The sequence below is a fragment of the Rubrobacter aplysinae genome, assembly GCF_001029505.1.
In the GTDB taxonomy this organism is placed as follows: domain Bacteria; phylum Actinomycetota; class Rubrobacteria; order Rubrobacterales; family Rubrobacteraceae; genus Rubrobacter_A; species Rubrobacter_A aplysinae.
This window is the reverse complement of record NZ_LEKH01000007.1, coordinates 38,065-65,011: the sequence shown is the minus strand read 5'-3', so window position 1 is coordinate 65,011 and position 26,947 is coordinate 38,065. Positions and strand designations below refer to the sequence as shown.

General features: G+C 60.5%; 31 protein-coding genes and 1 pseudogene. 26 read left to right on the top strand and 6 right to left on the bottom strand.

Features of this window, described 5'->3' with window-relative positions; genetic code table 11:
• The first annotated feature begins 317 nt into the window (after positions 1-317).
• The 19 genes and pseudogenes from ABD53_RS08905 (at position 318) to ABD53_RS08820 (ending at position 16,599) form a co-directional block, all read left to right on the top strand.
• Positions 318-1,907: a hypothetical protein gene (locus ABD53_RS08905; RefSeq protein WP_047865427.1), complete on the top strand. Its 1,590-nt coding sequence runs from the start codon at positions 318-320 to the stop codon at positions 1,905-1,907.
• Complete coding sequence (locus ABD53_RS08900; protein WP_047865426.1) at positions 1,904-2,176, top strand: hypothetical protein; 273 nt, start codon at positions 1,904-1,906, stop codon at positions 2,174-2,176. Before ABD53_RS08905 ends, ABD53_RS08900 begins: the two co-directional genes overlap by 4 nt.
• Positions 2,177-2,207: 31 nt before the next feature.
• Positions 2,208-3,500, top strand: a complete 1,293-nt coding sequence (locus tag ABD53_RS08895; protein WP_152670692.1) for a hypothetical protein — start codon at positions 2,208-2,210, stop codon at positions 3,498-3,500.
• A 110-nt stretch (positions 3,501-3,610) separates the two neighbouring features.
• On the top strand, positions 3,611-3,991 hold the full coding sequence (locus ABD53_RS08890; RefSeq protein ID WP_047865424.1) for a hypothetical protein: 381 nt from the start codon (positions 3,611-3,613) through the stop codon (positions 3,989-3,991).
• 54 nt (positions 3,992-4,045) lie between these two features.
• Positions 4,046-4,399 (top strand): annotated as a pseudogene (locus tag ABD53_RS17970) (nuclease-related domain-containing protein); the annotation flags it as partial.
• A 36-nt stretch (positions 4,400-4,435) separates the two neighbouring features.
• Positions 4,436-4,771, top strand: a complete 336-nt coding sequence (locus ABD53_RS17680; RefSeq protein WP_047865422.1) for a hypothetical protein — start codon at positions 4,436-4,438, stop codon at positions 4,769-4,771.
• The gene (locus tag ABD53_RS08875) at positions 4,768-7,080 is read left to right on the top strand and encodes a DUF3854 domain-containing protein (protein WP_047865421.1); all 2,313 of its coding nucleotides are present in this window, start codon (positions 4,768-4,770) and stop codon (positions 7,078-7,080) included. Before ABD53_RS17680 ends, ABD53_RS08875 begins: the two co-directional genes overlap by 4 nt.
• Before the next feature lie 18 nt (positions 7,081-7,098).
• Complete coding sequence (locus ABD53_RS08870; RefSeq protein ID WP_047865420.1) at positions 7,099-8,043, top strand: hypothetical protein; 945 nt, start codon at positions 7,099-7,101, stop codon at positions 8,041-8,043.
• Positions 8,044-8,045: 2 nt separating this feature from the next.
• Positions 8,046-8,831 carry a helix-turn-helix domain-containing protein gene (locus ABD53_RS08865; protein WP_047865419.1) on the top strand — a complete coding sequence of 262 codons (786 nt, stop codon included), beginning with the start codon at positions 8,046-8,048 and terminating at the stop codon, positions 8,829-8,831.
• A 977-nt stretch (positions 8,832-9,808) separates the two neighbouring features.
• Positions 9,809-9,997, top strand: a complete 189-nt coding sequence (locus ABD53_RS16940; RefSeq protein WP_152670690.1) for a hypothetical protein — start codon at positions 9,809-9,811, stop codon at positions 9,995-9,997.
• Between the two features lie 37 nt (positions 9,998-10,034).
• Positions 10,035-10,778, top strand: coding sequence for a DUF4417 domain-containing protein (locus ABD53_RS08860; RefSeq protein ID WP_053057864.1), 744 nt, complete (start codon positions 10,035-10,037; stop codon positions 10,776-10,778).
• Positions 10,779-11,089: 311 nt separating this feature from the next.
• Positions 11,090-11,485, top strand: a complete 396-nt coding sequence (locus ABD53_RS08855; protein ID WP_047865418.1) for a hypothetical protein — start codon at positions 11,090-11,092, stop codon at positions 11,483-11,485.
• 153 nt (positions 11,486-11,638) lie between these two features.
• Complete coding sequence (gene ssb, locus ABD53_RS08850; RefSeq protein ID WP_047865417.1) at positions 11,639-12,133, top strand: single-stranded DNA-binding protein; 495 nt, start codon at positions 11,639-11,641, stop codon at positions 12,131-12,133.
• A gap of 126 nt (positions 12,134-12,259) precedes the next feature.
• Positions 12,260-12,565, top strand: coding sequence for a hypothetical protein (locus ABD53_RS08845; protein WP_047865416.1), 306 nt, complete (start codon positions 12,260-12,262; stop codon positions 12,563-12,565).
• 1 nt (position 12,566) lies between these two features.
• Positions 12,567-12,968 carry a hypothetical protein gene (locus ABD53_RS08840; RefSeq protein WP_047865415.1) on the top strand — a complete coding sequence of 134 codons (402 nt, stop codon included), beginning with the start codon at positions 12,567-12,569 and terminating at the stop codon, positions 12,966-12,968.
• Positions 12,969-13,234: 266 nt separating this feature from the next.
• Positions 13,235-13,444, top strand: a complete 210-nt coding sequence (locus ABD53_RS08835) for a hypothetical protein (RefSeq protein WP_047865414.1) — start codon at positions 13,235-13,237, stop codon at positions 13,442-13,444.
• A gap of 58 nt (positions 13,445-13,502) precedes the next feature.
• Entirely contained in the window at positions 13,503-13,802 is a 300-nt protein-coding gene (locus ABD53_RS08830) for a hypothetical protein (RefSeq protein ID WP_047865413.1), read from the top strand.
• 763 nt (positions 13,803-14,565) lie between these two features.
• Positions 14,566-15,579 carry a hypothetical protein gene (locus ABD53_RS08825; protein ID WP_047865412.1) on the top strand — a complete coding sequence of 338 codons (1,014 nt, stop codon included), beginning with the start codon at positions 14,566-14,568 and terminating at the stop codon, positions 15,577-15,579.
• Between the two features lie 540 nt (positions 15,580-16,119).
• A complete protein-coding gene (locus ABD53_RS08820) occupies positions 16,120-16,599 on the top strand; it encodes a hypothetical protein (protein WP_152670689.1) in 480 nt (159 codons plus the stop codon).
• Positions 16,600-16,896: 297 nt separating this feature from the next.
• Here the strand turns inward: ABD53_RS08820 and ABD53_RS08815 are convergent, their stop codons facing one another.
• Positions 16,897-17,418 carry a hypothetical protein gene (locus ABD53_RS08815; protein ID WP_152670688.1) on the bottom strand — a complete coding sequence of 174 codons (522 nt, stop codon included), beginning with the start codon at positions 17,416-17,418 and terminating at the stop codon, positions 16,897-16,899.
• Between ABD53_RS08815 and ABD53_RS08810 the strand changes: the two genes are divergently transcribed.
• From ABD53_RS08810 to ABD53_RS08785, 7 genes are all read left to right on the top strand, one after another.
• The gene (locus tag ABD53_RS08810) at positions 17,382-19,169 is read left to right on the top strand and encodes an ISL3 family transposase (RefSeq protein WP_327286736.1); all 1,788 of its coding nucleotides are present in this window, start codon (positions 17,382-17,384) and stop codon (positions 19,167-19,169) included. The genes ABD53_RS08815 and ABD53_RS08810 overlap by 37 nt on opposite strands.
• A gap of 153 nt (positions 19,170-19,322) precedes the next feature.
• Positions 19,323-19,640, top strand: coding sequence for a macro domain-containing protein (locus ABD53_RS08805; protein WP_160309654.1), 318 nt, complete (start codon positions 19,323-19,325; stop codon positions 19,638-19,640).
• 75 nt (positions 19,641-19,715) lie between these two features.
• Complete coding sequence (locus ABD53_RS08800) at positions 19,716-20,036, top strand: DUF4326 domain-containing protein (RefSeq protein ID WP_047865407.1); 321 nt, start codon at positions 19,716-19,718, stop codon at positions 20,034-20,036.
• Positions 20,037-20,055: 19 nt separating this feature from the next.
• The gene (locus ABD53_RS08795; protein WP_047865406.1) at positions 20,056-20,583 is read left to right on the top strand and encodes a hypothetical protein; all 528 of its coding nucleotides are present in this window, start codon (positions 20,056-20,058) and stop codon (positions 20,581-20,583) included.
• Between the two features lie 16 nt (positions 20,584-20,599).
• Entirely contained in the window at positions 20,600-20,761 is a 162-nt protein-coding gene (locus ABD53_RS17260) for a hypothetical protein (protein ID WP_160309653.1), read from the top strand.
• 324 nt (positions 20,762-21,085) lie between these two features.
• On the top strand, positions 21,086-21,553 hold the full coding sequence (locus ABD53_RS16935) for a hypothetical protein (RefSeq protein ID WP_152670687.1): 468 nt from the start codon (positions 21,086-21,088) through the stop codon (positions 21,551-21,553).
• A gap of 107 nt (positions 21,554-21,660) precedes the next feature.
• Positions 21,661-22,101 carry a hypothetical protein gene (locus tag ABD53_RS08785; RefSeq protein ID WP_047865404.1) on the top strand — a complete coding sequence of 147 codons (441 nt, stop codon included), beginning with the start codon at positions 21,661-21,663 and terminating at the stop codon, positions 22,099-22,101.
• A gap of 64 nt (positions 22,102-22,165) precedes the next feature.
• Here the strand turns inward: ABD53_RS08785 and ABD53_RS08780 are convergent, their stop codons facing one another.
• The 5 genes from ABD53_RS08780 to ABD53_RS08760 form a co-directional block, all read right to left on the bottom strand.
• The gene (locus ABD53_RS08780; RefSeq protein ID WP_047865403.1) at positions 22,166-22,930 is read right to left on the bottom strand and encodes a CPBP family intramembrane glutamic endopeptidase; all 765 of its coding nucleotides are present in this window, start codon (positions 22,928-22,930) and stop codon (positions 22,166-22,168) included.
• A gap of 51 nt (positions 22,931-22,981) precedes the next feature.
• Positions 22,982-24,970, bottom strand: coding sequence for an LTA synthase family protein (locus tag ABD53_RS08775; protein WP_047865402.1), 1,989 nt, complete (start codon positions 24,968-24,970; stop codon positions 22,982-22,984).
• A 59-nt stretch (positions 24,971-25,029) separates the two neighbouring features.
• Positions 25,030-25,692, bottom strand: a complete 663-nt coding sequence (locus tag ABD53_RS08770) for a DUF305 domain-containing protein (RefSeq protein WP_235401484.1) — start codon at positions 25,690-25,692, stop codon at positions 25,030-25,032.
• Positions 25,693-25,700: 8 nt separating this feature from the next.
• Positions 25,701-26,264, bottom strand: a complete 564-nt coding sequence (locus tag ABD53_RS08765) for a DUF3105 domain-containing protein (protein WP_047865401.1) — start codon at positions 26,262-26,264, stop codon at positions 25,701-25,703.
• A 107-nt stretch (positions 26,265-26,371) separates the two neighbouring features.
• Complete coding sequence (locus tag ABD53_RS08760) at positions 26,372-26,731, bottom strand: hypothetical protein (RefSeq protein WP_152670686.1); 360 nt, start codon at positions 26,729-26,731, stop codon at positions 26,372-26,374.
• Positions 26,732-26,947: the final 216 nt, after the last annotated feature.

Sequence of the window (26,947 nt, the reverse complement as noted above, 5' to 3'; positions counted from 1 at the left end):
AGAGTCCGAAGGAGAGGAGGAATTCAACTAGAGATCACTAGCGAACCGAAGCGGACCTAGACCGAAGTGAACTAGAGAGTAGGGGAGTTTCGGAGAGAGCCTGCACCTCAGCCACTATAAGGCCCAATACCAGGCACAGGCTCTCTCCAGCCCTGTATGAAAGAGGCAGACGATGAACGAGCTACAGACCACCAGACCGGATAAACAAAGGGGGAGGATCAAGATGAGAAGCCGTCATATAAGAGGCTGGCTCCAGCCGCCGCAGCTCGTACGCGAGGCCCGGCGGCAGCCAGGGAGCTAGGGCGGGGAGCCGGAGTATGGACCGTAGCAGCCTCACACGCACCTACGACACCTCGCAAAGGAACAAGTACATCGCGCTCGCAGCCGGCGTCGTGGTCTTCATGGCCTTGTGGATCCTCGTAATCGTCTGGCTCGGACAAGTAGGCTCGGCAGCGCCTTCGGATCAAGCCTCGGGTCAAGCCCCTGAGCAGGCTTCCGGGCAGGCAGGCCCGGCCGCACCGGCTACCACGGCGCAGGAGCCGGCGGACTCGGAAGACACTACCGCCGACGAGCCCCAGGGCGAGAACGAGGCCGGCGGTGAAGGCGGTACGGACGATTCCGCCGACACACTCGGAGGTGGCGGCGAAGGTTCCGAAGAAGGCGGCTCACAGGCGGCACAGTCCGCGGGAGGCGGTACTCAGCCCAGCGAGGTCTTCGATCCGCTTGAAGAAGACAGCTCCACGGGGGAGACGGACGAGGCGGCTCCCGAAAGTTCAGACTCCGGCTCACAGGCCGACCTGCAAACAGACCCGCGGACCAACCCGCAAAGCAACCCGCAGACCGCAGACTACTCGCCCGAGACCGACGCCGCCGGAGGAGACGACCAGGCTCCGGAGGGCAGCGAAGATACGGAAAATACGGAAGACGAAGAACAGGAAGAGGGTACCGGTCAGCCCGTCGGGGCCGGCACGATCACCGATACCGACCTTGCCCGCGCAAAGGCGGCTTCGGAGAGCTACCTTACCGCCGCCTACGGCTACACAGGCACTTCCGCCGAGGATTATCTGGGTGGCATAGAGGAGGCTGCCTCGGAGGAGGTCTTCGGCTCCCCGGGCGGCGAGAAGCTGGAAGGCTACTCCGAGGCAGCGCCCGAGTGCGGCATGGTCTCGACCGTGATTCTCGATGAGTTCGAGGTCATAGGCAGTGGTCCTGACGGGCTCGACGCGCTCACGACCTTCTCGGTGGAGGACGCCGACGGTCAGACCCACCGCTTTAGCCAGGAGCACCGCCTTAGCTTCTCGGAGGGCGTCTATCAGGTAGCGGCGGTCTCTGTAGAGGAGCTAATCTCGGACACCACCCCCCGAGAGAGCTGTCCGGGCTCGGCCAATGAAAATCCCGAAAGCCCCGATGATGAGAGTGTCCAATCCGGTGAGGACTCAGAAGAGACCGGGGAGGAGCTGGACGCAGGTCAAAAGGAGCAGGTCAGGTCGGCCGCGGATCGCTTCATAACCGCCGCTTACGGCTACACCGGAGACTCCGAAAATGAGTACCGCGAAGCCATAGAACGCACCACTGTAAGCGACAGGTTCTTCGAGAGCCCCGGCGGGGATCGCATAGACGGTTATGCCAAAAGAGTCGGCGAGGAGGGTATGGAGGCGGCGGCCAAGATGGAGCGTTTCGAGCTCACCGGAACGTCCGGGGAGGATATAGAGGGCGTCGCCTACTTCGAGGTCGGCTCCTCCTACGACCGTTACGCAAACATCGAGGGCGAGCCCATCGCCTACCGCCAGCCTTTGACTCTCAGCCCCTATGAAGGCTCCTACCGGGTAAGCGCGGCCGCTGCTGAGGAGGGGATAGACGACGTACGACCTACCGGAGACGACGACGAAAGGAAGCTAACTAAATGAAGTCTTATTTGCTGATGCTGGCCCAGATCGAATCGGGTGGTCCGGCGGGAGTGTGGGACCCAGCAATTACGTTCCTGGAGATACTCGTGGGAGCAGCCAGCACGCTCGGGATACTCCTCGGGGCCTTGGTGATAATGATGAACCCCGCCGACGACGAGAAGCGCGTTACGGGCGTGCAGACGATCTGCGGCTCCGCGATGGGGCTCGCCATAGCGCTCCTGGCCGTGCCTTTGTTCAACCTCTTCGACGCCTGGATGACGAGTGATTGATTGGACTAGCAAAGGGACCAGAGGTACAGAGATGCAGTGGGCCGACGGCATAAGCGACCAGTTTATAAACGGACAATCCACACCCGAAAGGGCGAATTACGCCCCTAGCGCAGGGTTAGACGACACGCTGGAGGCCAACCGCTCACCCGTCGTGCGGGGGAAGAGGCCGCACCATACCTCGACACCGCTCCAGCGGCTCTTTGCGGTAACGAGCGTCGTGATCTGTTGTTTCATGATTTTGAGTGCGGCGGCGCCGCCAGCTGGAGCACAGATTGCTCCTGGTTCCACCCAGCCAATCCAAGAGGATCAGCCGTCAGACTCCGAGGAGGAATCCGGTGACGGAGGTGAGGAATCCGGGGGTGAGGACTCGGGAGAAGGCTCCTCTGAAGAATCCGGCAGTGAGGAATCAGGCGGCGACGATAGTGGGTTTCTGGGAGGCATAGTCGTCGACATGTTCAAGGAGCTCACCGGCTGGATCAAGGACAGCATACAGCAGATCTTAGAGGCTGAGGCCCAGAGGCGTACCGAGAACCTGACCGACCAGATCACCGACGGACGCTATCAGATCGACCCGCCTTCCAGTGGTCTTACCGAGATTTACCGAGATACGGCCAACTGGGTAAAGCCGGTAGCCATAGCCCTGCTTCTGCTGCTCGGGCTCTCGATGACGTTGCGCGGGGCCAACTACGACACCGCCTACGCCGTACAGACCGGTATCCCCAAGATAGTGACCGTCATGGCCGGTATAGCCTTCATGCCGGAGATCATCAGCCTGATAGCAAACTTGAGTAACTCCATATCGGAGGCAATGATAAATGAGCAAGAAATGACGGCGAGCATGAAACGACTGGCTACCGGAGAGGCAACCCGTCTGGCGATACCAGTGGGAGGCTGGTTTTATCAGATAGTTATCTGGGGGGCGAAGCTCGTTTTGACCCTGCTCATACAGCTTGCTGTCGCCATAACCAATTTGATCTTTGCCATGCTATTCGTGGTGGGGCCTCTAGCGATAATATTGCATGCCGTACCGCGCTTTTCAGATGTCGCCGGGGCATGGTTCAGGGGGATACTGGCCTGCTTCGTGATCAGCGTGCTGTGGGCATTGGAGTTCGGGCTGGGCTACCGGATCGCCGGAACGCCGGAGATGATCTACGACGGCGTGGGCTCACGGATACTGCCAGTGCTAATGAACCTGGGGGTACTGTGGCTGGTGTGGAAGACGCCGTGGTGGGTGTTTCAGTGGGCCTTCTACTCCTACTCCTCCGGTGGTGGGGAAAGAGTCGCGCTATCCGTGTTGGGCCTCTTAAAAGGCCTGGGAAAGTAGCGGGTAAACAATGGGTGTTGAGAACAAGTGGACTCGCCGGTATGGTTACATGCAGACACCTCGTGATGCGGTGTACGTGTTCTTGAAAGCTAGCAGGAGGACGGGAGGGCATGAAGAAAGTAGTAGTCTTGATAGTAATCGGGCTCGTGATCGTGCCCTGGCCGTGGTTGGGATCGCCACTGATCGCCCCATACCTGAGAGGCTGGATGACACCGGAGGAGATACGGTTCATGGCTCCGATAATCCTGGCGTACTCGGTCTACCTGCTGATCGGAATAATGGCGCTAATTATCCTGGTCCCCAGGGCGTTCACGAGCAAGAAGCGGGCCAAAACGCGTGCGAAGAAAAAGGTGGCCTCCGGTCACAGTTACCTCGCGGCACCGCCTGTGGATGCCAGTCGTCGCAAGCGCGAGAAGCGCAAAAAGCGCGCTCAGGCTGGAGGGGACATCGCCATGGCCCTGATGCTTATCGACGACAACAAAAAGAACTAGCGCCGCATAGCCCGTTAACTCTCGGGCAACAGGGCTCGAGTCGGGGAGGCCACCATCTCTCGCGATAACGGCGGCAACCCGAAGAGTTTTCTCTATAACCTCCTGCACCCCCTCAAGGCTGCCGTCCGCCGGCGCGAACACGAGCGGCTAAAGCGTGTTCGCCGCGAGCAAGAGGAACAGCAAGCCAGGGCGCGACGCGAACACGCTGGTAAGAAGGCGGAGCTCCAGACTCACCAGGAGCTAGCCAGGCTCACCTGGCGCGGCTGCTACTACGTCTTCTATGACCTTCCCACTCTTAATGCCGGAAACATAGACCATCTCGTCGTCGGTCCCGAGGGGCTTACCCTGGTCGAGACCAAGGGCAACCGTGGCACGGTAGAGGGCATACCGCAGCGCAACGGCGGGGTCGAGATCACCGTGGGCGGCAAAGAGCTGCACCGGAATTTGAGAAACCAGATCCGCGCCCAGATGTGGGATGTGTGCAAGCGTGCCGGAATGAAGACCGGCCCCGACGACACTTCCGGGATGAACTGGATCGTATGCTTCCCGAACGGTGAGCTCGGGCAGGGTCTAGACCAACTGCTTCGCTCTCATATGGCAACCCTGGAGGATGTCAGTATGAAGGTCCGCACCATGCGCCCCGGTCAGCGCCGGATGGACGATGCGATGGTCGAGTCGGTCGCTTCGGCGGTCTCCACGATCTACGAGAGACCGCCGAGCGCCACTCCGGTGCGGCGGCCGCCAGACATCGGCCCGGAAGGGAGGCACCACAGCGAATGAGTAAGACGAGCACCGCTTACGACAAGGACGCTATAAACCGCGAGGTGGTCGCCGTGTGCGATCACTACCTGACCAGCAGGCGTGGCGAGGGCAAACGCCAGACCTACCAGTGCCCGGCCTGCGGTGATAGGAACTTCGAGGTGGACCCGGTGATGGGCTACGCGGGATGTTTCGATGCCGCTTGCGAGGCGCCGACGACCACCGACGCCCTGGGGATAATAGCGTACTTCGAGGGAAATCCTCTTTCGGGGGAAGGCTTCGTTCTGTGCCTCAAAAAGGGCTACGAGATCCTGGGCCTGGACAACCCGGAGGAGGGTGGTGAGAATCGGCCGGGGCCCGAAAGCTCTGGTGGTAGAGAAAAGGCGATCAGTCCCCGCGACGACTCCCGCAAGAAGCGGGCGATAACCCCGCGTTCCGCTCACGAGGATCAGTGTTCCACGAAGGGTACGCAGGAGCAGTCAGGCGGCGGCGCTAGTAGTGAGTACGCGGGTCCCAAGTGGGGAGCGGCGGCAACCGCGGATCCGGCCTCGGATGGTCATAGCATTGGTCTGGAGCAGCCAATACAGGCCTGGCAGGAGAACACCGACGGCTCGCGCAGCGCCATAGCCGCCGTGGTTATCCACGAGGAGGAATCGAACGGCGTAAGCGGGTCCGCAGAGTACGTCGAGGACGCCGAGCTAGCAGCCTCCCAGGAGCACAGCCCCAGAGCCGGTGAGGCCAGCCAGGCTCACAACTCTCCGGCTGTCGACGAGAGGCAAAAGGCACACGACGTTTTCGAGGCGCTCTTGAAGATGTGCCGGCTCGAGGAGCGCGACAAGTGGTTTCTCCTGGAACGCGGACTGGACGAAGCGGCCATAGAAGAAGGCCGATTCGGCTCGTTCTCAAAGGACCGCTGCGATTACGTACTCGGCAAACTGGACCAGCGGTTCTCCAAGGAGGAGCTGCTGTCGGTTCCGGGCTTTTACGAGACAAAGAGTGGCGCTCTACGCTTCTCGCTCTACGGCGACTACGCGCTGATTCCCTATTTCGATAACGAGGGCTACATCCGCACCGTCGAAGGCCGATTCACCGGCCAGGAGATGGGCGAGTACGACAAGCGCTACAAGGCACTCCTGGGAAGCGCCGTACATCTGTACGTCCATCCCCGCTACAGGCCCGAGGAGATGGTGGCGGTCTGCGAGGGCGCGATAGGGGCAATGGTCGCCGCCCGGTATGGGTTCGCCGTGGCCGCGATCAAGGGCTTTCGCAACTACCGGGCACGCAGTGGCGAAGATGAGGCTGTATATACCGTGCTGCCCGAGCTCTCTGGCGTGGATCTTGCGGGCAAAGTGGTTGTCTACATCCCCGACCTCGACGTGAAGCCGAAGTCTTACGCGGAGGTAATGAAGGCGGTGCCTCATGCCTGCAACTGGCTTATAGAGCGACAGGGAGGAATACCGAAAGTGGCGATGCTCCCCGAGGGAGCCAAGGACCTCGACGCCTGGATACTGTCTCTGGACGAAGAGGAGCGCGAGCAGAAGATCGGAGAGTTGCTTGGTGGGGCTATGCCGGTAGAGCAGTTCGAGCAGAAGTACCTCGATAGCGGCTGGTCTGAGAAGGATCGGCAGCCAGAATTCGAGGAGCTGGGAGGTGGAGACGAGGACAGCGTGAGTGGGGCCGGTCAGGGCAACATACAAAGAGAACCGGAGACTACCGAGGGCTCGGTAGATGGTGATTCCACTCCAGAGGACCAGAAAAGTGCGGAAGAGTCTGACAGGGGAGGCGTAGAAGAGGAGCATCAGCAAGCACCCACCGACTCCCAGCGGCGAACGGATAGCTCTCATCTGTCCTCGCAGGATTATGAAACGGGAAGGGACGAGCAATACGTAAGCGATGGCCCAGGGGATCAAGAGCAGCTTCCCGCTACCAACAGCAGCCAACAAAACACCAGAGACGAAAACGGTGTCGAAGATGACCGCACTAAAGACGACACCACCGAACTAGAAATCAAGCACACTCACCAGCAGTCCACGGATGCCCGCCGGCAATTAGAGGGGCAGCTCGCTCCAGAAGACGGCGGACATAGTCCACCACCCGTTTATGCGCACCGCGTCAGAGTTAAGGGCGAGAGACATTTGTTGGGGCTGGTCTACGTGATCACAGCCCTGTTATTGAGTGCGGCGGCGTGGGCGGTCCTAGGAGGAGCACTGGCGTGGGCCGGAAGCCTGGTGCTGGGAGCTGGACTAGCTATCCCCATGGTAGCTGGCTTTTCCAAACTCATTGGCTGGCACAACGGGCGCCGGCTGCGGCGACATATAGAAGGCAACTAGTAGAGGAGGTAGGAAATTATGACGGATACCGGCATAAGCGAAGAGTACACTACAGAACACACTGCGGTAGTAGATCAGGATAGCCGTAAAAAAGCACAGAATTCAGATCAGAAGCGCACGCAGAACAGGCGCAAGTACGGGCCGAGGACGACCAACCGCGATCACCTACTGAAGAGGTCGCTATACACCGCGCTGGCTCTGCCCACCGAGCAGATAGCAAAGATGTACTTCCCGTCGGCGGCGTACAAAAAAGATCCGGGTACCGAAGAGCTTCACTACTCCGAATATTCCGCGAAGAAAAGACTCTACAAGCTTCTTGGCAAGGGAGTGTTGCTCAAGGATCACTACACCCCACTGGGAGAGGACAGACAGCGCACCTACTGGTTCTTGACGCAAAACCAGTACAGGCGGCAAGCATACGCCGCAGGGCGCCCCGGTGAAAGCTACCCGCCTCTACCGGAGCGCCTGACTCACCACTTCAAGACCACCGAGATATACGCGCGTATCCAGCCGAGTTTCGAGGAGCTATTCGCCCAGCTGGACGGCTACGTTTACCCCGAATGGCGCTGGGAGAACGAGAGCCACGCCACCACCGAATACTTCTTCGGGGGTGAGAACAAAAAGCACCAACCAGATGCCCGGGTGCATATGCCGGATGGGAAGATGTTCATCATCGAGCGCCAGACCAAAGAATCCAGGGAAGCAAAGTCAGTAGTTAAGGATAAAGTAACGCGCGCCGACAGCTACCGCAGCTACCGCGGCTACTCGAAAGAGGATGCAAAGCTGTTGTTTGCCTGCGATACAGAACGCGACAAGGAGTACGTCAGAGAGGCCCTGCAAGAGAGCAGCGCGATGAAAGGTGTGCTGGGCGACACCGACACCATAGTGAAGTACTTGCTGACCAGGGCACGAGAGATCGTAGAGCAAGCCCAAGCAGCAGGAGAGGCTGAAGAGGCTGTTTGAGGATGGGTATAAGGTTAGACCTACTTGAAAACGTGCTCTCGGAAAAGAAGTGGTCGCAGGCCGATCTTGCCAGACGCAGTGGCCTCTCCGAGCACACCATCGGACGCGCGGTGAGAAACAAAGAGCCACTCTCGGAAGACAGCGTAAACAAGATCTCGCGCGCCCTAGGCAGAGGAATGGAAGGTCTTAGCAGCACCCCGGTAGAGGTTGGGTTTCAGAAGACCACAGACCACCAAGTAGATCCCGGACGTCTGCGAGATGCGATGGCTGCCAGGGGAATGAACCCGACCGAACTGGCGACGAGGACAGGGCTTTCAGTAGCGACCATATCGTCCATGCTAAGAGGACTGCGCACGCCGACATTCCAGACCATCGACAAAATAAATCGGGTCGTCGGAAAAGACGTTAGAGCTTCCTACTCAGAAGATGTGAGCGAGGAAGCGGCCGGGGTTGGAATAAAGGTGATAGCAGGCCAAACGAACGTGGTGCATTACCCGGAAGAGGATGCGCAAGCAGCTCCGAGTAGCGGCCACGACGCGTTCGTCAAAGAAGCACAGCGGACACGCAGTAGCGGCCCAGAAGATCCGTTGCCAACCACGCAGCAAGACAACCAGCAGCTACTCGATAACTCTGGATCCGGGGAGCAAACCACGCTTGAAGAACTATACGTACACGTCAGGCAGAGCCGCCGGATGATGGCAGAGTTACTGGAGCAAGTAATAGCCATAGAGAGTCAAGTCGGAAGCGCGATTGCAGCAGCCACAGAGGGAAGAAATGGAACGCGATGAGAAGTGTCGGGAGCTGTATTCAAGCTGGTATCGGGAGCTGGCTAAGTGGTGCAGCGACAGCATACTGCACCGGCGAATCTGCCCCTTCACACAGGCTTCACAGACTCTTCACACACGTATCACGCGCCGGATCGACAAAAGTACCCTTCACACACCCTTCACCGAGAAAGTCGTGTGAAGGGTGTGTGAATGCTTCATATTAGCCTGGATGCCGATAGGTAAAGGAGTTATGCCGAATCAGAGTATCAGCGACCCTACACAAGGAGTCAGAAAACGTTCGTTAGGTGTGGGTATAGAAATTTTCTGGCGAATTGGCCTTGGTTTTGGGGCTAGGAAGAAGTGTTGGAGGCGGGTTTGTGGAGTAGTGGATGCTAGTAGATACAGGAGAGTTTGGAGGGATAGAGAGGTGGCGATTGGAGGAGGTTATGGAGAGGAGATAGAAGGGTGGAGTGAGGCTGGAGCTGGAGAAGATCAGAGGATGGTAGAGGGAGGATGCTGGAGTGGAATCGAGGAGGTTGGTGGAGAAGAGATAGCGAGTAGGGAAGGGTCGGTCGAGAGGGTTGGAGGAGGGTGTCGTCACAGTGTTTTCGGAGTAGCTTCGGAGTTCGTGAAGAAGCGTAGCGGAGCAGTCGAGAATGTCGGTGGGGAAGAGTTACCGGGGCAGCTATTGTCGGGGCTCGGCGGTGATGTCGTGACGGTCGGCGCGGGTAAGTTAGCCGGCGAATCGGGGCAGCACCAACCACGTGGACGGAGGCCGGAGGTACGTCTATATGACAGTCTCGAAAAGTGTCTAAAACAACGCAGCTTTTTAGTGGGTAGTAGGTCGTGTGGGGTGGAAGTAGAAGGCTTGGTCAGAGACCACAGGCTGCCCGCGCACGAGATAGGGAACCACGTATCTCAGAAGAGTTTGGAGGAGTTCTCTTCCCGTAAGAGGAAGAGCCAGTCGGTGGAGTCGAGAGAGCCAGGAGGTAGAGCTCATGGGGGGTCGCGGCGCGGCCAGCGGATCGAGCAGTGGGTCGAGCGGTGGAGGTTCGGGAGCCGGTACGGCAGCGGCCACAGCAGCAGCGGCGGTCGGAGGTTACGCGATCGGCACGGTGGGGGGCACTGGAGGGTCCAGTGGCGACTCGGGAGATCACGAAGGCGAGGAAGAAGAGGAAGAGGAGTAAGGTCTGGTGATAGACGGTTATCGGTAGGAGGTCGCCGGTGGACGTAGAGAAGGAGCTCAAGAAGAAGAGCCCACAGGGTTCGGTAGACGCCCTGAACACCACCCGGTTGATGGACTCTGACAACGGTCTCGGCATACCCCTGATAAGGAGAGAGCAAGAGATCCCCGGTGTGCTGATGCCGTACCGGACCAGGCTCAATGAAGATGTGGTGCTGGCCCACGAACCATACCGGACGGCCCTGCATTTCTTCCTCGAGGACTACCGGTTCGAGGGTGTGTGGAGTCGTCCCCGGGAGAAGCTGAAGTACGTAAGTAGCGTGGGCTTTGCCCTCTCACCGGACTTCAGTCTCTATCGTGACTGGCCGCTGACGGTGCAGCTCTGGAACGTTTACCGCAACCGCTGGTGCGGGGCGTACTGGCAGTCCGGTGGGGTGAAGGTGATCCCGACGATCTCGTGGTCCACGGAGGAGTCGTACACGTTCTGCTTTCTCGGAGTCGAGAAGGGCTCTACCGTGGCTATATCGAGCGTCGGGGTGGATCTGGGTAACCGTCACGAGAGGTCGCTATTCGTCTCGGGGTGCAGAGCGATGGTCGAGGCTATCGAGCCGGAGGCGGTACTGCTTCAGGCCGAAGTATTCCCGGAGGAGCTCGTAAGAGAGGGCGGCCTTAGAGATGTGGATCTTAGACGGTATCCATCTCACTGGCAGTCGATACGTCAGGCCCAGAAGGAGGCACGCCAGCGAGACTTCGAGAGGTTTCAGGAGAGCCTGGATGTGGGGTGAGAAGACGGTCCCGGTAACCTGGAGGGAAGCCGAAGCATCGTGGGGTCCACGGCGGCGACGCGGCCCAAAGTGTCCAAAACCACGCAGCTCACAAAGTTGAGCGGAGTCAACTTTGCTCGCAGCGCGGTTTCTCTTGGGGGCCGTCGCCGCTGGGCTCGTGGAGGCAGGGCAGAGGAGGGCTTCTTCCCGAAAGAGGCCAGAGGTAGTACAGACGTCAGAAGCCCGTCGAGATAACGAAGTCGGCTCGCTTGCGGCGGTGTTCAGGCCAGACCAGGGGTACAGGCCTGAACACCAAAGAGGATGGAGGAATCGTGAGCGAGCACAGGCGGCTGCTACGGAAGGCCCGGAACGTCGAGGCGCTGGTGGAGAACCCAGTAAGCAGGTCTCTGGAGAGAGCGGCCGACGCGAAGGCGAAGGTGATGAGGCTACTCGGTGCGGAGATAACAGAGGCCGGGTCGAAGGTACGCGGAGATCTCTTCCTGCCGATCTGCTCGCCGGCGGACGGCTCAGAGGTGGGAGTGTACCTGGAGGGAAACAAGCGTCCGGCGATCACCAGCCACGTCGTCTACCCGGCGCTGGAGCTAGAGGAAGAGCCATCGTTGTATGCCGGAGCGGAAGACGCGGTGAGCCATTTCCTTACCGGGTTCTCGCCCTACTCCGAGCAGTACACCTCGGAAGACGAGCCGGTAGGAGAAGAGGCGGCCTAGGTGGAGCTTCGGAGCTTTGCTGGCTGCTTGCCCAGTGGTGAAAGCAGCCAGCACGCTCTCTCAGTGGATGTAGAGGGTCACTGGCGGTAGGTAAATCGGGCTTATCCCGTAAGGAGGGAGGCCCACGTAGAGCAAGTCGAGAGGAGGGCCAAGATGGCCGACTTCAACCTGGTGGTCGAGGCCGGGAACCTCACGCGAGATCCCGAGCTTCGGTTCACGAACAACGGCATCCCGGTGTGCAACTTCGGGATCGCGGTAAACCGCGTCCGCAGCCAGAACGACGAGGTGGACTTCTTCGACGTCACGGCCTGGCGCGAGCTTGGCGAGACCATCGCCAACTACAAGAAGAAGGGCGACCCCATACTCATCAAGGGCCGTCTGCAGTTCCGGTCGTGGGAGGCCCAGGACGGCTCCAAGCGCAACAAGGTGGACATAGTGGCCGATGAGGTCCAGTTCCTCCCGCGCGGCCAGGGCGGAGAGTTCGAGAATGGCGGTTCCGCTGGTGGTCAGAAGGTCGGAGCGGCAGCGGGCGGCTCGGGCAGCTCGGGCAACGACGCTGCACCCGCCGATTTCGAGGATGGGCAGTGGGATGATATCCCCTTCCATCACGCTCAGGCCAGGCAGCGGGTAGTGACTGACATCCTGTAGCAGCCAACCAGCAACAGAGTGTGCGCTACAGGGGGCGCGGAGCCGGTGAGCGGCTCCGCGCCTTTTCTTGTGTAGAAACCGGATGGGGAAGGGCGGGGAAAGTCTGCCACGGACAGGGAGGGAGAGATGCAGGACGTAAGCCGGGAGCTCTCGGCATTCTTCGATGATCGGTATCCGGGGCATGCCCGGACGATCTCGACAGCAGTGGAGCTACCGAACGGGTGGGTCCTCGCCATGAGCTTCGAGAGGGTCCGGGACAACCGCGGCGGAGCCCACACGGTCTACTACGCGACCCGGGTAAAGAACCGCGTCCTGCTTGGCGAGGAGCGGGCTCACAGCGGCAATCACCGCGAGGTCGCCCGGCCCGACTATCCGCGGGCGGCGCAGCAGATAGAGAAGTGGTACAGAGCCTTGCGCAAGGAGGTAGGGTAAAATGATGATCGTGAGCCGTTACGATACCGACGCCATCGCCGAGGCCGTGCCCGGTCACATCTTCGCCTTCGACATCCGCCCTGATGGAGAAGGGTCTCAGGCCCTGGTAGCGAGCCACGACGGCGAACACGTGCTGGCGATGGGCGAGACCTGGTGGGTTAGCCGCCTCGAAATCCGCGACGACGGGAACGAAGGCGTGGTCGCAACGGTTAGCTACCAGGAGAACTTCGGTCACCCGTTCGACGCGGGCACAGAGTACCGCGAGCTCGAAGAGACGATGCCGGAAGAGGAGATCGACCCACCACCGCCGAAAGGAACGGTAGAGCGCAGGCGCTACGACCAGCAGATGCGCGAGGCCTACCACGAGCTCATGAAAGAACAGAAGGACCGCTCGGAGTCCTGAGAGATCTCCCGGAGGCGGATGCATTCCGCCGCTCCTGCTCCCTTCTTGCTCTCTCTATTTGATTACCCCGTAAGAGACGTCTTCATCCCGTAGCACCGGATCATCGCAGGGTCCCACGAGACACCTGAAACCCCTGCGCGCGGCTTCCCGACTCTTTACAGTCTTTGATCGTCTTCAGCAGCTTCCACTACGTGGCGCTACTGCGTGGCGAGTAGTACAGCGGTGCAACTCGCCACGCAGTAGACCAATCAGAGGAAGGAGCCACCATGCGTACTGCCCAGGACGAGAAGCTACTCCGGGTAATGGAAGACCCGGTAGAGCGGGAGGCACTCGTGGATCTGCTCAAGCATCGCTTCTCGGGCAACGAGCTAGTCGGCCGGGAGCGTCTAGTCGAGTGCGCCTCTCACGCAGCCTTCGACGCCCTGCTCGACTTCGAGTTCACGGTGGGCGAGGAGGCCGGGCTAATCGGAGAGTAGAGCAGAGTAGAAAGCCCTATAACCTCCATAACCTGATTACCTACACAAGGAGAATCAGATGCTGCCAGTCCTGTTCGTGGCGGCGTTCGCCGTTTTCGCGGTCCTTGCCTGGATACTGATCACCGACGCGGGCCGTAGGGCGGATTTCTATCGTAACCGCTACAGAGAGACTTTGGCAGAGCTCGAGGTGCGTGAAGAGTGGCGGCGGTTTGACTCCGAGTACACGAGCCGGCTGTGGGAGGAGCTGGACACCCGTAGGATGGAGATCAAAGGCCTCGAACATCAGCTCCAGGATGTGTTGGAGGAGAACGAGGCACTGCACGCCCAGCTCTCGCGCTACTGGCTACAGACCAACTAACTACTAGGGGAGGGCGGGAGCCCGAGCGCGGGGCTTCCGCCCGAACCAGTTCGAGCTCCAGCCCATGCGGGCCGCAGCGTGGCTGGAGGATCACGCGACCGAGCTAGCAGAGGTACCCGGGTGCGGCTCGCCCGCTGCGGTTCGAGGTTCACATGAACCGCCTAGAGCGACCTTCTCTAACACGGCGGACGGCTGTGCCAGCGGGGGTGTGGCTATCTGCGGAAGGCGCAGATCCCTATCGCGGGGTGTGTGGCCCGGTACGATACTCGATGGTAGGAGCAGCAGTTTCCGAAGCGGCTTTAGCGTAGCACCACACTCACCACGTCAAGGGCCGGAAAACTCGGCCAGCAGTCTAGACTGCTAGCCGCCCTCCGGGTTTGCAAAGAATTTTCTTCACGGCCTCTGGCCTAAAAATTCTTCGTCAAAACTTTTCCTAGCAGAGCTGCCCTTGACGTGGCTCGCTTAGGCGCGGTGGAACGCCTACATTCGGAAACACTGGCCTTTGACTCTTTAATGGTGTGGGTATGCTTGGGGCTTCGGCGCGGCGTAGTTGTATAGGATGCTTGGGGCTGGTGGTAGCCGCTGCCGTCTCACGGGAAATAATCCTACCATTTGCAGGGAAAATTTCTCTAAAAATCTCCCAAATTCGCCCTTTTTGGTCTTGATTTTGCTGGTTAAGCTGCTAGAATATTAATTAGTAAAGTTAATCCAGGTTCGGCGATGAGCCAACATCCCGAACCGTGATCCAAAGGGGGACTTCCCAATGGATAAGGCCAGTGTAGCGCATCTTTTCGGTACGTGTTTTGCCGAAGCACTCCGCGAGCGGGTAGGGGATAACGGTAGCGTCGGCTCCGGCAAGATCGCCGCCGAGCTTGGAAGCGAGCACCACATCCCCGCCGAGTTTGTCGAGCGGATGACCGGCTACGCCGCCCGCATCGGCGCGGTGGACGCGGTAAAGCTTGCCGACGAAAGCACCGCTTTCTACTACACCGACGACTACCAGCAGACCACCCGCCGCACCCTCGCCATAGATGCCGGACGCGCCGAGGATAGGGGAGACTACGCCGTAAGCTACGCCCCGGCGGATACGCGAGTTTCAAAACTCCGCACCCCCGCCGTGCTTTTCCCCGAGGCGACCAAAGACACCGTTACCGCCGGAGAAGCAGAGGCCGCCCCAAAGTCTACCCGCACGGGCCAGGACGAGTGCGAGCGGTGGTATCAGCAGGCTATCAGCCGCCGCCAGATAAACGCCCAGATAATCGCCACCAGCCCCGCCCCGCAGCGCAAGGATTACACAGCCGATCCGCTCGCAGCGTACCGGGAGAGGGTAGAGGCTCAGGCCGGAGACGAGGCCCGCGAGAACTATGCTAAGGCAGAGGCCCGCCGCAAGTGGAGAGAGGCCGACCGCCTCATAAACTGGCTGTATCACAGGCCCGGACAGGCTCAGGAGATAAACAGCCTCTACTACGAGCGCGGAGCGCACAGCCCCGAGGCTCAGGAGCGGATCAGCGCCGCCCTGAACCGCCTCAAGGATCTGAAGAAGGTATACCGCAGCCGCCGGGGAGGTAAGGTATACGCCCGGCTTGCCGAGGGAGTGAAGCCCCGCCGCTACACTCGCCGCGAGCTTGAAGGTTACGAAGAGGTTCAAACGCAGGAGATAGCCGACGAGACAGCGGGTAACGAGGAGGACACCGGCCCCGAGCAGAGCTTCGATCCGCAGGTAATGGCGGAGATGGCCGCCACCGGAGCCAGCTACACCGAGGCTTGGGATAGCTAGAGCGGAGCAGAGGGAGACGGAGCGGAGGCCGGGAGAGAGTCCCGGCCTCCGCGTCTCGCGTTGGTTCACATAGCGAACCGGCTAGCCGGTGGCGGGCGCTTCTGGCGAAGCGCAGGCTCGCCAGCGGCGGGGCCGACTCGCCGCTTTCAGCGACTCACCGGCCCCACTCGCTGGCTCGCCGAGTTTCACTTGCTCCGGAGATGCTGACCCGCGCAAGCGGCCGTCCTCAAGGTGGTGCGGCTCCGGCCGGGGCGATTCGCGCTCTTCGAGCACTTCACCGCCCCGACCTCTGGCGGAGAACTGGCGAAACCCGATGAGAGAGGAACGTCAGTGGAGCGGAGATAATCCAGTGCGGCACCGCCGCTCCGACTCGCCGCCTCCGGCGACTCGCCGGCGCGACTGGCGCACCACGGGTACCACGAATAGGGTAGAGGGTTACAAGGGCTGGCAGGGCCTGTGGCCCTGGCGTGGCTCTGCCAGCCCTAGCATTGGAGTAAACGGGCTAGTCACTACAATCACTACAGCAAGGAGAAGACAAAAATGAGTATTACCGCTACCATGAATCGTAAGACTATGGGATCCACGGACGGCGAACACTTCAAGCCCGACGAGCAGCTTCAGGAGTACCTGGAGTCTCTCTCTTCGACCGAGCTTCGGGAGCTCGCCTCCTATGCGCGGAAGATGGCTATGGGTAAAGAGAACCCGGAGCGCGGCCCCGGCCAGGAACTGAGCCGCTGGCTGGTCGCCCAGTACATCAGGGGCTCCGGTCCCTACTTTTATCTTCAGTCCTATATAACGGGTGATCTCACCTATACCGACAAAAATGGACGCAAGAGGAGCGGAAAGGGCAAAACCCGCTACGTTGGACGCAGGCTACCGGCTGACCTTGCCGAAGAGTTCGGCTACCCCGAGGGCGTGACGCCGGAAGAGAGCGGTATCAACGTTACGGGTACTCCGAGAACCTCTAAAGGAAGTGAAGGCTCGAAGTCCGGGGAGGGATCAAAGCCTTCAAAAGGGTAGGAGTCAGAGTAGCTTCGTACTAGATGCTGTACGTTATCTCCTTTAAAGATCTTCTCTAAAGAGAAACAGCCCTGGCGCTAACAGACAGACGTGGGCCTAATATAGATGAAGGCCCACGTCAGAATATCCGGGGAGAAATCATGCTCGAAATCAACGGAGATCTCTGGAGACTGAGACCAGACAGCTACCCGGCGCTGAAACTGATAACCACAAACCAGACTGACTCATAAAGTCAGGGCTCTCCCGAACTCTAGGTGAAGAGCAAGGCTCTCAGTGGAAGATTGGGGTTGGGCCGAGCTACTCTTCAAGGATCATCACGTAGACTCTGACGCCTCCTCCTGGTGGCGACTCGGGAGAGCCTTCGGGAAAGACAGCTACGGAGTAGCGGTAGCCATCGCGGCGACCCTGCACGCCCGTAGGACCCTCTATGTACCGAGCTCCGTTTTCTGTAGCCTCGCGCTGCTCCGCTTCGGAAAGCTCCGAGAAGGGTGTAGGCTCTTCACTGTTCTCTACCTCCCAGCCTCGCACGCGGAGTTGTGTCCGGTAGTAGCCGAGGACCTCTTGCTGGGAGTCGTCGGTCGTGAAGCTGACGTCGCAGGTGCCGTTGGTCTTGTTGGAAATCACCTGGAGCTGACGGTCCTTGTACCTAGAAAGGTTAGCGTAGGCGGCGCGCTCGCCTTCACTACAGCCCGTGGTGCCACCGTAGGAAGCCAGGCCTAGAGACCCAAAGACACACACCATGATGACTCCGACGACCCAGAGTATGGTCGCCGCTGTCCTTGATGAAATTGCGGAAGAGTCGGAGCCATCGGGCTGCATCGGCGCTTTCCTTCCTCGACAATGCTCGTGAAAGCCACCAAAACACCGGGAATCTTATGCTCAAGACAGCCTTCTTCAAAAGCAGCTTCACCTTACCTGAAGAATTGCAGGTTGCCGAGATCTCCTTCGATGGACACTCGGTAACCATTTACGCTTTCAAGAATGCTCCAGCAGCCAAGTGCCCTCTGTGTGAGCGGCCTTCACGTCGAATTCATGGTCTCTACACCCGTACGCTGGCCGACCTGCCGTGGTCGGGCACCCCAGTGCGCCTACGGCTTCGGGTGCGGAAGTTTTTCTGCGACGAGCCATCTTGCGAGCGCAGGATCTTCGCCGAGCGCCTGCATGATGTGACCCGGCCGTTTGCCCGCGGCACCAACCGCCAGAGGAACGCTCTGGAGTGGATAGCCTTCTCTCTGGGCGGCGAGGCCGGAGCTAGACTCGCCCGAGAGTTAGGCCTACTCGTTAGCCCCGACACCCTCCTTAACCGGATTCGGAGAGCTTTCGTCGTCCACAGCGCCGAGACCGGGGACGAGAAAGACCTACGCGTGGTGGGAGTGGACGACTTCGGCTTAAAGAGGAACAACGGCCCCGCAACGATCATGGTGGACCTAGAGCGCCACAAGATAGTGGATCTCTTGCAGGGCCACTCGACAGAGCTAATAGCTGGGTGGCTGGGGCAGCATCCCGACGTCGAAGTGGTTGCTCGCGACCGCTCCAACGTCTGCCGGGAAGGCATCGACGCCGGCGCCCCGCAGGCGAGGCAGGTCGCCGACCGCTGGCACCTCTTGCACAACCTCACCCAGGTCGTGGAGCATTTCTTGCTGACCAAACGCACGGAGCTGAAGAAGGCGGTGATGCCTGAGACTACGCATGACGGGGCGGAGACTTCCAAAGACGGCAAGGAGGGCCATGTTCCGGTTACGGAGATCCCCGACATACGCGCTTACGAGCACATAGAGGGACCGGCCAGGGAACGCCACGAGCGCCTGGTCGAACAGTGGAAAGCGATCCGCAGGCTCCACCTTGCCGGAGCAAAGGTCAAGGACATAGCAGAGTGGACCGGCACCAGCCGCAGCACCGTCTACCGCTACAGAGAGCTCGCCGAGCCTCCACCCCGGCCCAAGCATGGCAGAAAAGGTAGCGTCCTCGATCCGTGGCGACCCTACCTCATAAGGCGCTGGAACGAGGGCTGCCACAGTGCAAAGAGACTCTATTACGAGATCCGCGAGCAAGGCTACTCACACAGCATAGACATAGTGACCAAGCTCATCTCGGACTTTCGCTACACTGAGCAGCAGGGCAAGCGGCTCCAGGCTCCTAGAGCACCCAAGGCGAAGAAGGGCTCCATCGCGGGGGTGTCTCCGACAGCCAGGAACATGTCTGCGCTGTTTATGCGCCGGCAAGAGAAACTCGATGCGGAGCAGAAGGCGTACCTGGATAGATTGTGCGCTTCTGACGCGGCACTGGCTGATGCTTACCGACTGACGCAAGAGTTCGCGAAAATGGTCCGGAAACTCGACGGCGAAAAGCTGGACGGCTGGCTAGCAGAAGCAGACGCCTCACAGGCCGAGGTGATGAGAAAGTTCGCCGCCGGGTTAAACAAGGACATTGCGGCGGTGAGAGCGGGGCTAACGGAGAGCTGGAGCACCGGACCCGTCGAGGGCTTCATCCATAAGGTGAAGCTCCTGAAGCGGCAGGGTTACGGCCGGGCGAACTCTGATCTGTTGAGGGCCAGAGCCCTGGCGGCCTGAAGGCTGCTCTGGCAGGCGGAACAGCGGGAGACGGACCTCTTCACCTAGAGTTCGGGAGAGCCCTGACTTTGTGAATTGGTCTGTACAAACGGCGAGCGCCGTAAGGGCGGAGCGTGCGTTATGGGTCGAGGGTGCGCGCGGCAGGCCAAAGAGATGCTGCCCGGCATCGACTACAAGCTCGGCGAACTTCTGGGCCGGTACGGCAACCGGGTATTCCGCCTGGCCGCCTTGCCGGATGGCTCTCACCTCGGTAGCTTCCCTGTAAAGCATTCCTGGAGGGACTGTGCAGACCCGGAGCTGATCAAACGGTCCGCTCACCAGCTCGTGGAGCTTATGGAGCGCTTCCGGATCGCCGAGGTCTATCTGCCCAGGCCCGGAGCCGGAAATGGAAAATTGGACTACCTTGCTGACGTAAAGCCTGTCCTTGAGGAGGTCCTAATAGATGATCGGTTCCGCATAATCACCTTCTGAATTGCAGCTAGCGGTATCGGGCCTCGAAAGAAACGAAGGCCCGATACTTTGCAGAGAGGAAAAAGAGGAGCTCAAGTGGCGGAGAAGGTGGTCCATTGCAAAAAAGAGCCGTTCGACGTCTACATAGGTCGCGGACGAGGTTCGGTGTGGGGTAACCCCTTCAAGATCGGAGAGGATGGAGAGCGCGAAGAGGTTATAGAAAAGTACAAGCAGTGGCTCGTCTTCGGGGAAGGCAGGCCGCTTCTAAAGCGTCTCGGCGAGCTTGAAGGCCAGACCCTTGGATGTTGGTGTACGGATTACGGCGGTCTCAGTGCTGGCGACGGGCTTATCTGTCACGGTCAGATCCTTTTGAAGCTCCTACAACATCGCAGGGAGAAGCTCGTCCCGAGAAACTGATAAAGGGGAGAATGAGTACATGCAGATCTTCGTGGATCTTGCCTCAGTCGCACGCGATGTAGTCACTGCGGTGGCCCTGATAATCGGCGGCGGCTTTGCCTACTTCAAGTTCATCCGGGGCCGCACATTCCGGCCCAGGTTAAACCTGGTCCTCACAAGCAAGGTGCGAAGAGAGCAGGGTGTGCTACATGTGCTGATGGACTGTGGAGCTCGAAATATCGGGGCCAGGGAACTACGGATCACCGCGGAAGGCACGGCGGTGAGACTGTTGGCTAGCTCCATGGTATCCACGCAGCAGGATGTGGAGCAGTCTTCGCAAAGTTCGCAAAGTTCGCAAAGCGGCTGGGACCTCATCGGAGTCTGGCAACCTGTCGAGGCGAAGACGCTCGAGCCGGAGGAACCGCTCGAAGAATCGGTTCTCGTGACTATACCCGATGGCGGACAGGTTGCTCTTAGAATAGAGTTTAGTGTCTCGATCCCTTCTGGAGAATCCTGGCAAGCCTCAGACATTGTCTTCCTCGCCGGCGAAGACGATAATGAGTATTAGAGGAGGTGAGGTTCTCATGGCACGAACGATACACTCCAAAAGCACCGGACAGAGAAGGCTACCGCCGGATCCGGAGCGCACAGCCCGCATCGAGCGTGAGAAAGAACAGACTCGTCGACGCGAGGAGCGCGAGGAGCACGAGCGCAAAAGCCGCGAGCACAAGGTCCAGCCCGAATAAGAGGAGAGTTAGGCCCAACTCTCACTAGAGATCATCTACTATTTTTAGCCGATCTCCGGTCCCTGAACACACAGGGCCGGGGATCTTCTCGTGAGCAATCCTGCCCGATAAATATCGGAGAAGAAGATGATAAAGGTACTTTTAAAGCTCCACCACCTGCGCGGCGACGCGTGTGCGGTCTCGCGTGGGCCGAGGCTCTTTCAAAGCGCCTGGCCCGCAGAGCCGTGCACAAGCTGGTGTACAAGATCTTCGGCTGAGTAAGGTCGAGCATCACATCTATCCCGCAAAAAATACGCTCATGGGCCACCGAAGACTGCCACAAGCATGGCGTCCGAATATAATGCCGGCATGAGTGGGGACTACTATCAACGCCGGCGCGAGCGGGAACATTACAGGCGAAGGCGCGACCAGGATCGCCGCCGCCGGGACCGTGAAAGAGAAGAAGGCCTTCGCGAGCAGGCCCGGGGCCCAAACGATGGCTACCTCAGGCAGGCCGCCCGAGTAACCGGGCTCGTTGCGGTGCTGTGGCTTATAGCTACGGTTCTCTCCGAAGGCCAGCTCATCTCCTACCAGTGGTGGCGGACCGTGTTCGTGGCCGGCGCCATCGTCGTGATCGTAGGTCTCGGCCGCGAGCTTGTACTGGCCGCGCTCAGGGCGCACGCCTCGGCCCGCCCCGGCTTTGGCTCTGTCCTCGGCGGAGGCGTGGCCGGGCTCGTGCTGGCCGGCACTCTGCACATTACCGGTGTGATGGGCGAGGTGGCTGGTGTGCTAGCGGGCGCGACGCCAGTGTAAGTGAGGTGTAATGGGGAGAGCCGGGAGCACATGAACTACCCAGGTTTCAAAAGAGAGGAAACTATGGAAGTAGACTACCGCCCGTGAGGCTAATGGCGGATTGGCCCATGCCGTATCAAGGACTACTCGATATCCGCTACGGCCGGCCAGCCAAATGCAGAATCAGGATCTACGAGCACGAAGCGGACGAGCCCCCGGGCTCGCCCGTGGTCCTCATAACCGATCTCGCGGACAATGCCGGCGAGGATATCTCGGCTGCGGCGGAGATCATCGTAGGTACGCTGCTAGCTACTCTTACGGAGGCTACCGATCTCTCGACCTCTACGCCGCCGGCCTTCATCAACCATTATCCCGAGGAGATCACTGGCACCACCGACAGCTACGAGCTGGTCGAGTTCGACGACCCGGCCGTCGCGGAGCTCATGATAGAAGAGACCGCGGCCGGAGCGCCAGCTAGTGGTCGCCGGGTGGTGTGGTCCATAGAGGATGCACGCTTCGTTGCAGCCGACAAAAAGATGGTCGAGACGCTACTGGCGAGTGGAATGTAAATTCTAACCAGCTTTGGGGGGCCAGGTGACAGTTCCACAAAACGGTTCGTTGCCGCCCATGAATTCAGATACTCTCGGGCACAAAACCCAACCCGCTCAATACGAGTATGGTCACTGTGAAAGAGTTGAACGTGGCGTGCGCGGCGATCGGGGCAAGGAGCCCACTGCGGATACGCAGCCAGCACAGCCCCATAGCTAGCGTGAAGATAGATAGGAAGAGCACTGGCTCGAGGTGCAACGACGCGAACATGGCCGACGAGAGCGCCGCAGCGAGGACGAACGCGCTCCGCCCGCCCGCATGTTGCCGGGTCTCGGGGTCCCGACCTCCCCCGCTGATCAGGGTCCGACTGGTGGCTATAGCGGCTATTTTGCCGGCCGCGGCCGAGAACAAACGCCCAAGACCGGCGAAGATACCGCCTCTGAATAGTATCTCCTCCGCGACGGGAGTGACCAACCCAATGATCAGGAAAACCGCTGGTATCGCGACTGCCGGGTTTTCCGAGACCCAGGAGCTTATGCCTTCCATCAGGGGTTGCTGCGCCGAGTTATCCGCAGGGTATCCGAAAGCTTTGAGTACGTACTGACTCGCGGCGGCGAGCAGGGCGCTCAAGACGACCCCGGCAAGTCCTACGCCGATTCCACTCAGCACCGCTCTCACACCGCCCTGCGGGGGCCGGATAAAGCCCAGCGGAGCGAGCGAGAGGCTGAATCGGCGGCCAAAAGCGCGCAGCACGAGCACCCCGCCCCAGAACGCTCCCAACGTGAGCACCACGAACAACGCGTTCTGGAGTACGACCAGGATCATGGTAATGCCGGGATCAAAGTTCATGTACACCTCTCCTTTAGAAAAATAGTCAGAAAGATAGCCTGCGTCCGGAGCCTAATCACCGTAGATCGCTTCTACGCGGGCCTTCCAGGTGAGCAGTTGCGTGCGGCGCTCATCCGCCTCGCGCCGCTCTGAATCCGAGGCCCCGGAAAGCAGGTTGTTCTCCTCCATGGGATCGCGCGAGAGGTCGTAGAGCTCGTCGGGTGTATCGCCGTAGTTGTAGACGTACTTCATGCCGTCCTCCAGGCTCGCCAGGCACTCGCGCGAGCCCCAGCAGCTAAAGTTGAGCGTCCTGTCCTCCGGCGGATTCCACAGCGGCTCTCCGGGATACTCGCCGCCCTCGACGCGGTAGCCGAGGAGGCGCGTTATTGAAGGGAGCAGGTCCAGCTGGTTTGCGAGCTCCTCCACGCGGGCGCCGCCGCTGGTCCAGCCCGGACGCTGGGGGTCGTGGATCATCATGGGGATCTTCACGCCCTCCTCGTAGGGGACCTTGTCGTGCTGGAACCGGCCGTGCTCGCCAAAGGCCTCACCGTGATCGCCCGTGATCACGAACACGGTGTCCTCGTACAGCCCCATGTCCTTGTACTGCTGGATCAGGTTCCGGACGAAGAAATCCTGGTAGCGCACCGTATTCTGGTAGCGGTTCAGGAGAGGGTCTTCGGAGAACTCCTTCGTGCCGTAGCGTGACGGCACGCCGTAGTCGTCGTGGGCCGTGCCGGTCAAATACGTGGCTAGAAATGGTTGTTGGCCGTTCTCCGTAATCTTGCTCAGCCACTTCCGGCTCGGCTGGAGCATTATGTCGTCCTCGTAGGAGAAGTAGTTCGCCCTCTCGAAGCCTTCCCTGTCCATGCTCTCCAGAGGAAAGAAGTCCTCGTAGCCGAAGTTCTCGACTACCTGGCGGCGGCTCTCGAAGTTCTCGGTGGCAGACTGGAAGAACGCGGTGTTGTAGCCTTGCTCTCCTAGTAGTCCCGGCAGACACCGCGCCGGGACGTCCTCCGCTAGCCCGTCCGTGCCCCGCGGGGTGGTCGGCGGGGTTATGCCGCAGTTGATCGCCGTTATGGAGTTAGAGGTGTGGGGGACCGTAGTGTATGCGTTCTCTGCGACGAGGCTCTGTTGCGCCAGCCGGTCCAAGAATGGGGTAATCTCCGGTCCCTCACCGTCCTCGTCGGAGGGCGTTACCGACTCGTAGGGTGTCACCGAGCGCGCCCGGGTGGACTCCAGTTGTATTAGTACCACGTTGCGCTTGTTTGTCCGCGGCGTCTTCGCGAGGCTTGTATCCTGGGGCAGACTCTTCCGGATCTTCTCCTCGTTTACCTCTATACGGTCCTCGTAGGCGGACTCTTCGATCTCCGCGGAGACCATGTTTACGAGCGGAGCCCGGATGAAAGACTCGCTGGCCCCGGTAGCCTCCGGGTTGGCCGGCAGGGAGAAAAGGAAGAGTCCGGCGGCGGCGAGCCCCGCACCGAGGAGACCCAGCAGCGAGCCTCTCTGGCGTACTGTACCGCGCCCGGGTCCCGGTGGGCCGCTCCGGCGGTCGAGAGCCCGCGCGAGTAGCCAGGGGACGAATACCGCGTATAGCAGGGGCACGATGGCGAGCGCGGCCACGCCGGGACTTATCCTGCTCGCGACCACCGACTGTATCTCGCCGGGCGCGGAGAGATAGTATGAGATCAGGTGCAGGCTGAGCGCCGAGCCTGTATCCACGTAGTAGAAGTGGGTCGCCGTAGTGAGGACGGCCACCAGGATAGTGGCGGCGTGAAACGTCACGGTGGCCGCTCGTCTCGGGAGACCGCTCTTGGCGACGATAAACAGGCCCGCCCAGAGCGTCGCGTAGCCCAGGTCGAACAAAATGTCCGATCTCAGGAACTGTAGCGCCTCGTAGGCGCCGGTCTCCTCCGGACGCGCCCCTATGCGCGCGAGCTTGAGAGAGATGTTGTAGACGAACAACGGCCCGAGCAGGGTTAGCAGGTACACCCTGGCGCGGACGTCGAGCAGCGGCGCCGGATCCCGGCCCAGGCGCTGTAGAAATCTGCCTCTACTCATGACTCACACCTACGCTCGAGCGGCGGTAGCGTTTCCGAAAATGGCTGCGCGCAGCGTTCTCATGCCAGGCCCGCATACCCGGTTGCGCTCTGGGCATCTCCGTCCATCTCCATATCCTCCATGGGTCCATTCTGCGGCGGCGGATCTCCGCCCCTCTGTTCGAGCATATCCCGCATGGTCTGGATCTCCGCTCTCTGGGAGGCGATGATGGCCTGCGCGAGCTCCGTAACCGTCCGTTTGTCCGAGCGCTCCATGACGGCCTCGGCCATAGGAATCGCGGCCTCGTGGTGCGGGATCATCAGCTGGAGAAACAACCTCTCGGCCTCCTCGCCTTCGGCGTTTCGCAGCTCGTTGAGCTTCTCCGATGAAGCCATGCCGGGCATCCGACCGTCCATCTCCGACCCCATCCACGCCATGCGCTCGCCCGAGCCCGAAAGTGGTAGCCCCCACAGTGAGAGCCAGCCCTGCATGCGCCCGATCTGACTCTGCTGGGTTAGCGTTATGTCCGTGGCGAGGTTCGTTACCTCTGGATCGTCGGTGTTCTCCTGCACGATCTGGGCCATCTCGACGGCCTGGGCATGGTGGGCCGACATGTCGCGGGCAAAACCTGCTTCGGCGGAGTTCTCTCCAGGAGGTTGGTCGGCGATCACCAGCGAGAGCGAGGCGACGCTCACGAGGACCGCGACCGCGGTCAGTAGGCCAGCCGCTCCTATTCGTCGCAAGAGCCCCATCAGACCGGCTCACCTACTCCGCCGGAGCATGCCGCGCCGGGCTCCGGGGTCTGCGGTCCCTGCTGGAAGGCGCTCACGAACTGCTCCAGGCGCTCATCCGAAGCCTCGTCCACCTGTAGCTGCTCGCCCCAGGCGCTGGCTACGACGGAGCTTGGCAGTCCCTCCATCGGGCTGAGGAGCGCGTAGGGTTCGCCCTGCGCGAGATCCTGTAGCCGGTTGACCTGCTGCTCGGGGAGGTCTGGGCGGTAGGTGATCCAGACAGCACCGTGCTCCAGGGAGTGTACGGCGGTCTCGTTCCGGATCGGCTCCTCGTACACGCCGCAGTTCTGCCACACCGGGTTGTGGTCGCCGCCGGCGGGTGGGTTCTGCTCGTAGTCCACGTTCTGTTCGGTATGCTGCCCGGCCTGACCGACCTCTAACTCTTCGGTGCCGTCCGGAGGACCGGCGGATACCCCCTGGCGGCTGTCCAGAATGACCACACCCACGAAGGCGGCTATTAGCGCCACCAAAATAGCCGCTATAAGTAATTTACCCCAGGGCCGCTCTCCGGGCGCCTGGGCCATGCCTCTTCTTCCACCTGTCATGTCTAACTACACCTCTAGATTGGCTTGCTAGCGTCTGGGACCGCTGTGTGGGCGGACCCGAGGCGTCCGGACGGACGCGTAATGGGCTAGAGGCGCTGCTGGGGAGGAGGGGGGTCCGGCGAGAGACACAAGCTCGGGAGCACCCTCCTAGAGGCGGCGATCAATGAGGCGAGCCTGGGCGTGCGCGCCACCGCCAAGACAGAGCCCGAAACGAGCGCCGCTAGCAGACAGACTCCCGAGACGCCGCCCACACCGTGGGCGCCGCCAGCGTGGGATCCTCCACCGGAGGCGTGCGTGGCGGATGATACGGAGGAGACCTCCGGGCAGCCGCCACCGACGCAGTAGCCCGCCACCTCGAGCTGCGGGTAGAAGGCGACGAAGGCTGCCACAAGCAGGGCGGCTAGCACGGGCATCGCCTGTAATGTGTCGTGCCGTAGAGACTCCAAGATGCGCGGATTGTACACTCTCTAACGCGGCGTCAAAGGCGTTGGAAGTGATGACTGGTGCCCGCGGGAGCGCATGGCGTGCATTGCTCGGCCAAAGAACTCATGAGGGGCATTCGCGACGGGGAGTCGTGGGTTGTGCCCGCGCAGTCGGGATACCAGGAGCCGGTGTTACGGCTCGAAAGCGGCGTTCCTATCCTGCCCCCGGACGCGGCTATG

Excerpts from the sequence above, each read along its gene's own strand:
- ABD53_RS08820 (WP_152670689.1), top strand. The coding sequence starts at position 16,120 with ATGAGTATTACCGCTACCATGAATCGTAAGACTATGGGATCCACGGAC.
- ABD53_RS08870 (WP_047865420.1), top strand. The coding sequence starts at position 7,099 with ATGACGGATACCGGCATAAGCGAAGAGTACACTACAGAACACACTGCG.
- ABD53_RS08835 (WP_047865414.1), top strand. The coding sequence starts at position 13,235 with ATGCGTACTGCCCAGGACGAGAAGCTACTCCGGGTAATGGAAGACCCG.
- ABD53_RS08795 (WP_047865406.1), top strand. The coding sequence starts at position 20,056 with ATGCAGATCTTCGTGGATCTTGCCTCAGTCGCACGCGATGTAGTCACT.
- ABD53_RS08845 (WP_047865416.1), top strand. The coding sequence starts at position 12,260 with ATGCAGGACGTAAGCCGGGAGCTCTCGGCATTCTTCGATGATCGGTAT.
- ABD53_RS08765 (WP_047865401.1), bottom strand. The coding sequence starts at position 26,264 with ATGGCCCAGGCGCCCGGAGAGCGGCCCTGGGGTAAATTACTTATAGCG.
- ABD53_RS08815 (WP_152670688.1), bottom strand. The coding sequence starts at position 17,418 with ATGCAGCCCGATGGCTCCGACTCTTCCGCAATTTCATCAAGGACAGCG.
- ABD53_RS16940 (WP_152670690.1), top strand. The coding sequence starts at position 9,809 with ATGGGGGGTCGCGGCGCGGCCAGCGGATCGAGCAGTGGGTCGAGCGGT.
- ABD53_RS08895 (WP_152670692.1), top strand. The coding sequence starts at position 2,208 with ATGCAGTGGGCCGACGGCATAAGCGACCAGTTTATAAACGGACAATCC.
- ABD53_RS08865 (WP_047865419.1), top strand. The coding sequence starts at position 8,046 with ATGGGTATAAGGTTAGACCTACTTGAAAACGTGCTCTCGGAAAAGAAG.
- ABD53_RS16935 (WP_152670687.1), top strand. The coding sequence starts at position 21,086 with ATGGCGTCCGAATATAATGCCGGCATGAGTGGGGACTACTATCAACGC.
- ABD53_RS08890 (WP_047865424.1), top strand. The coding sequence starts at position 3,611 with ATGAAGAAAGTAGTAGTCTTGATAGTAATCGGGCTCGTGATCGTGCCC.
- ABD53_RS08825 (WP_047865412.1), top strand. The coding sequence starts at position 14,566 with ATGGATAAGGCCAGTGTAGCGCATCTTTTCGGTACGTGTTTTGCCGAA.
- ABD53_RS08810 (WP_327286736.1), top strand. The coding sequence starts at position 17,382 with ATGAAATTGCGGAAGAGTCGGAGCCATCGGGCTGCATCGGCGCTTTCC.
- ABD53_RS08840 (WP_047865415.1), top strand. The coding sequence starts at position 12,567 with ATGATGATCGTGAGCCGTTACGATACCGACGCCATCGCCGAGGCCGTG.
- ABD53_RS08780 (WP_047865403.1), bottom strand. The coding sequence starts at position 22,930 with ATGAACTTTGATCCCGGCATTACCATGATCCTGGTCGTACTCCAGAAC.
- ABD53_RS08900 (WP_047865426.1), top strand. The coding sequence starts at position 1,904 with ATGAAGTCTTATTTGCTGATGCTGGCCCAGATCGAATCGGGTGGTCCG.
- ABD53_RS08785 (WP_047865404.1), top strand. The coding sequence starts at position 21,661 with ATGCCGTATCAAGGACTACTCGATATCCGCTACGGCCGGCCAGCCAAA.
- ABD53_RS08775 (WP_047865402.1), bottom strand. The coding sequence starts at position 24,970 with ATGAGTAGAGGCAGATTTCTACAGCGCCTGGGCCGGGATCCGGCGCCG.
- ABD53_RS08905 (WP_047865427.1), top strand. The coding sequence starts at position 318 with ATGGACCGTAGCAGCCTCACACGCACCTACGACACCTCGCAAAGGAAC.
- ABD53_RS17260 (WP_160309653.1), top strand. The coding sequence starts at position 20,600 with ATGGCACGAACGATACACTCCAAAAGCACCGGACAGAGAAGGCTACCG.
- ABD53_RS08830 (WP_047865413.1), top strand. The coding sequence starts at position 13,503 with ATGCTGCCAGTCCTGTTCGTGGCGGCGTTCGCCGTTTTCGCGGTCCTT.
- ABD53_RS08875 (WP_047865421.1), top strand. The coding sequence starts at position 4,768 with ATGAGTAAGACGAGCACCGCTTACGACAAGGACGCTATAAACCGCGAG.
- ABD53_RS08805 (WP_160309654.1), top strand. The coding sequence starts at position 19,323 with ATGCTGCCCGGCATCGACTACAAGCTCGGCGAACTTCTGGGCCGGTAC.
- ssb (WP_047865417.1), top strand. The coding sequence starts at position 11,639 with ATGGCCGACTTCAACCTGGTGGTCGAGGCCGGGAACCTCACGCGAGAT.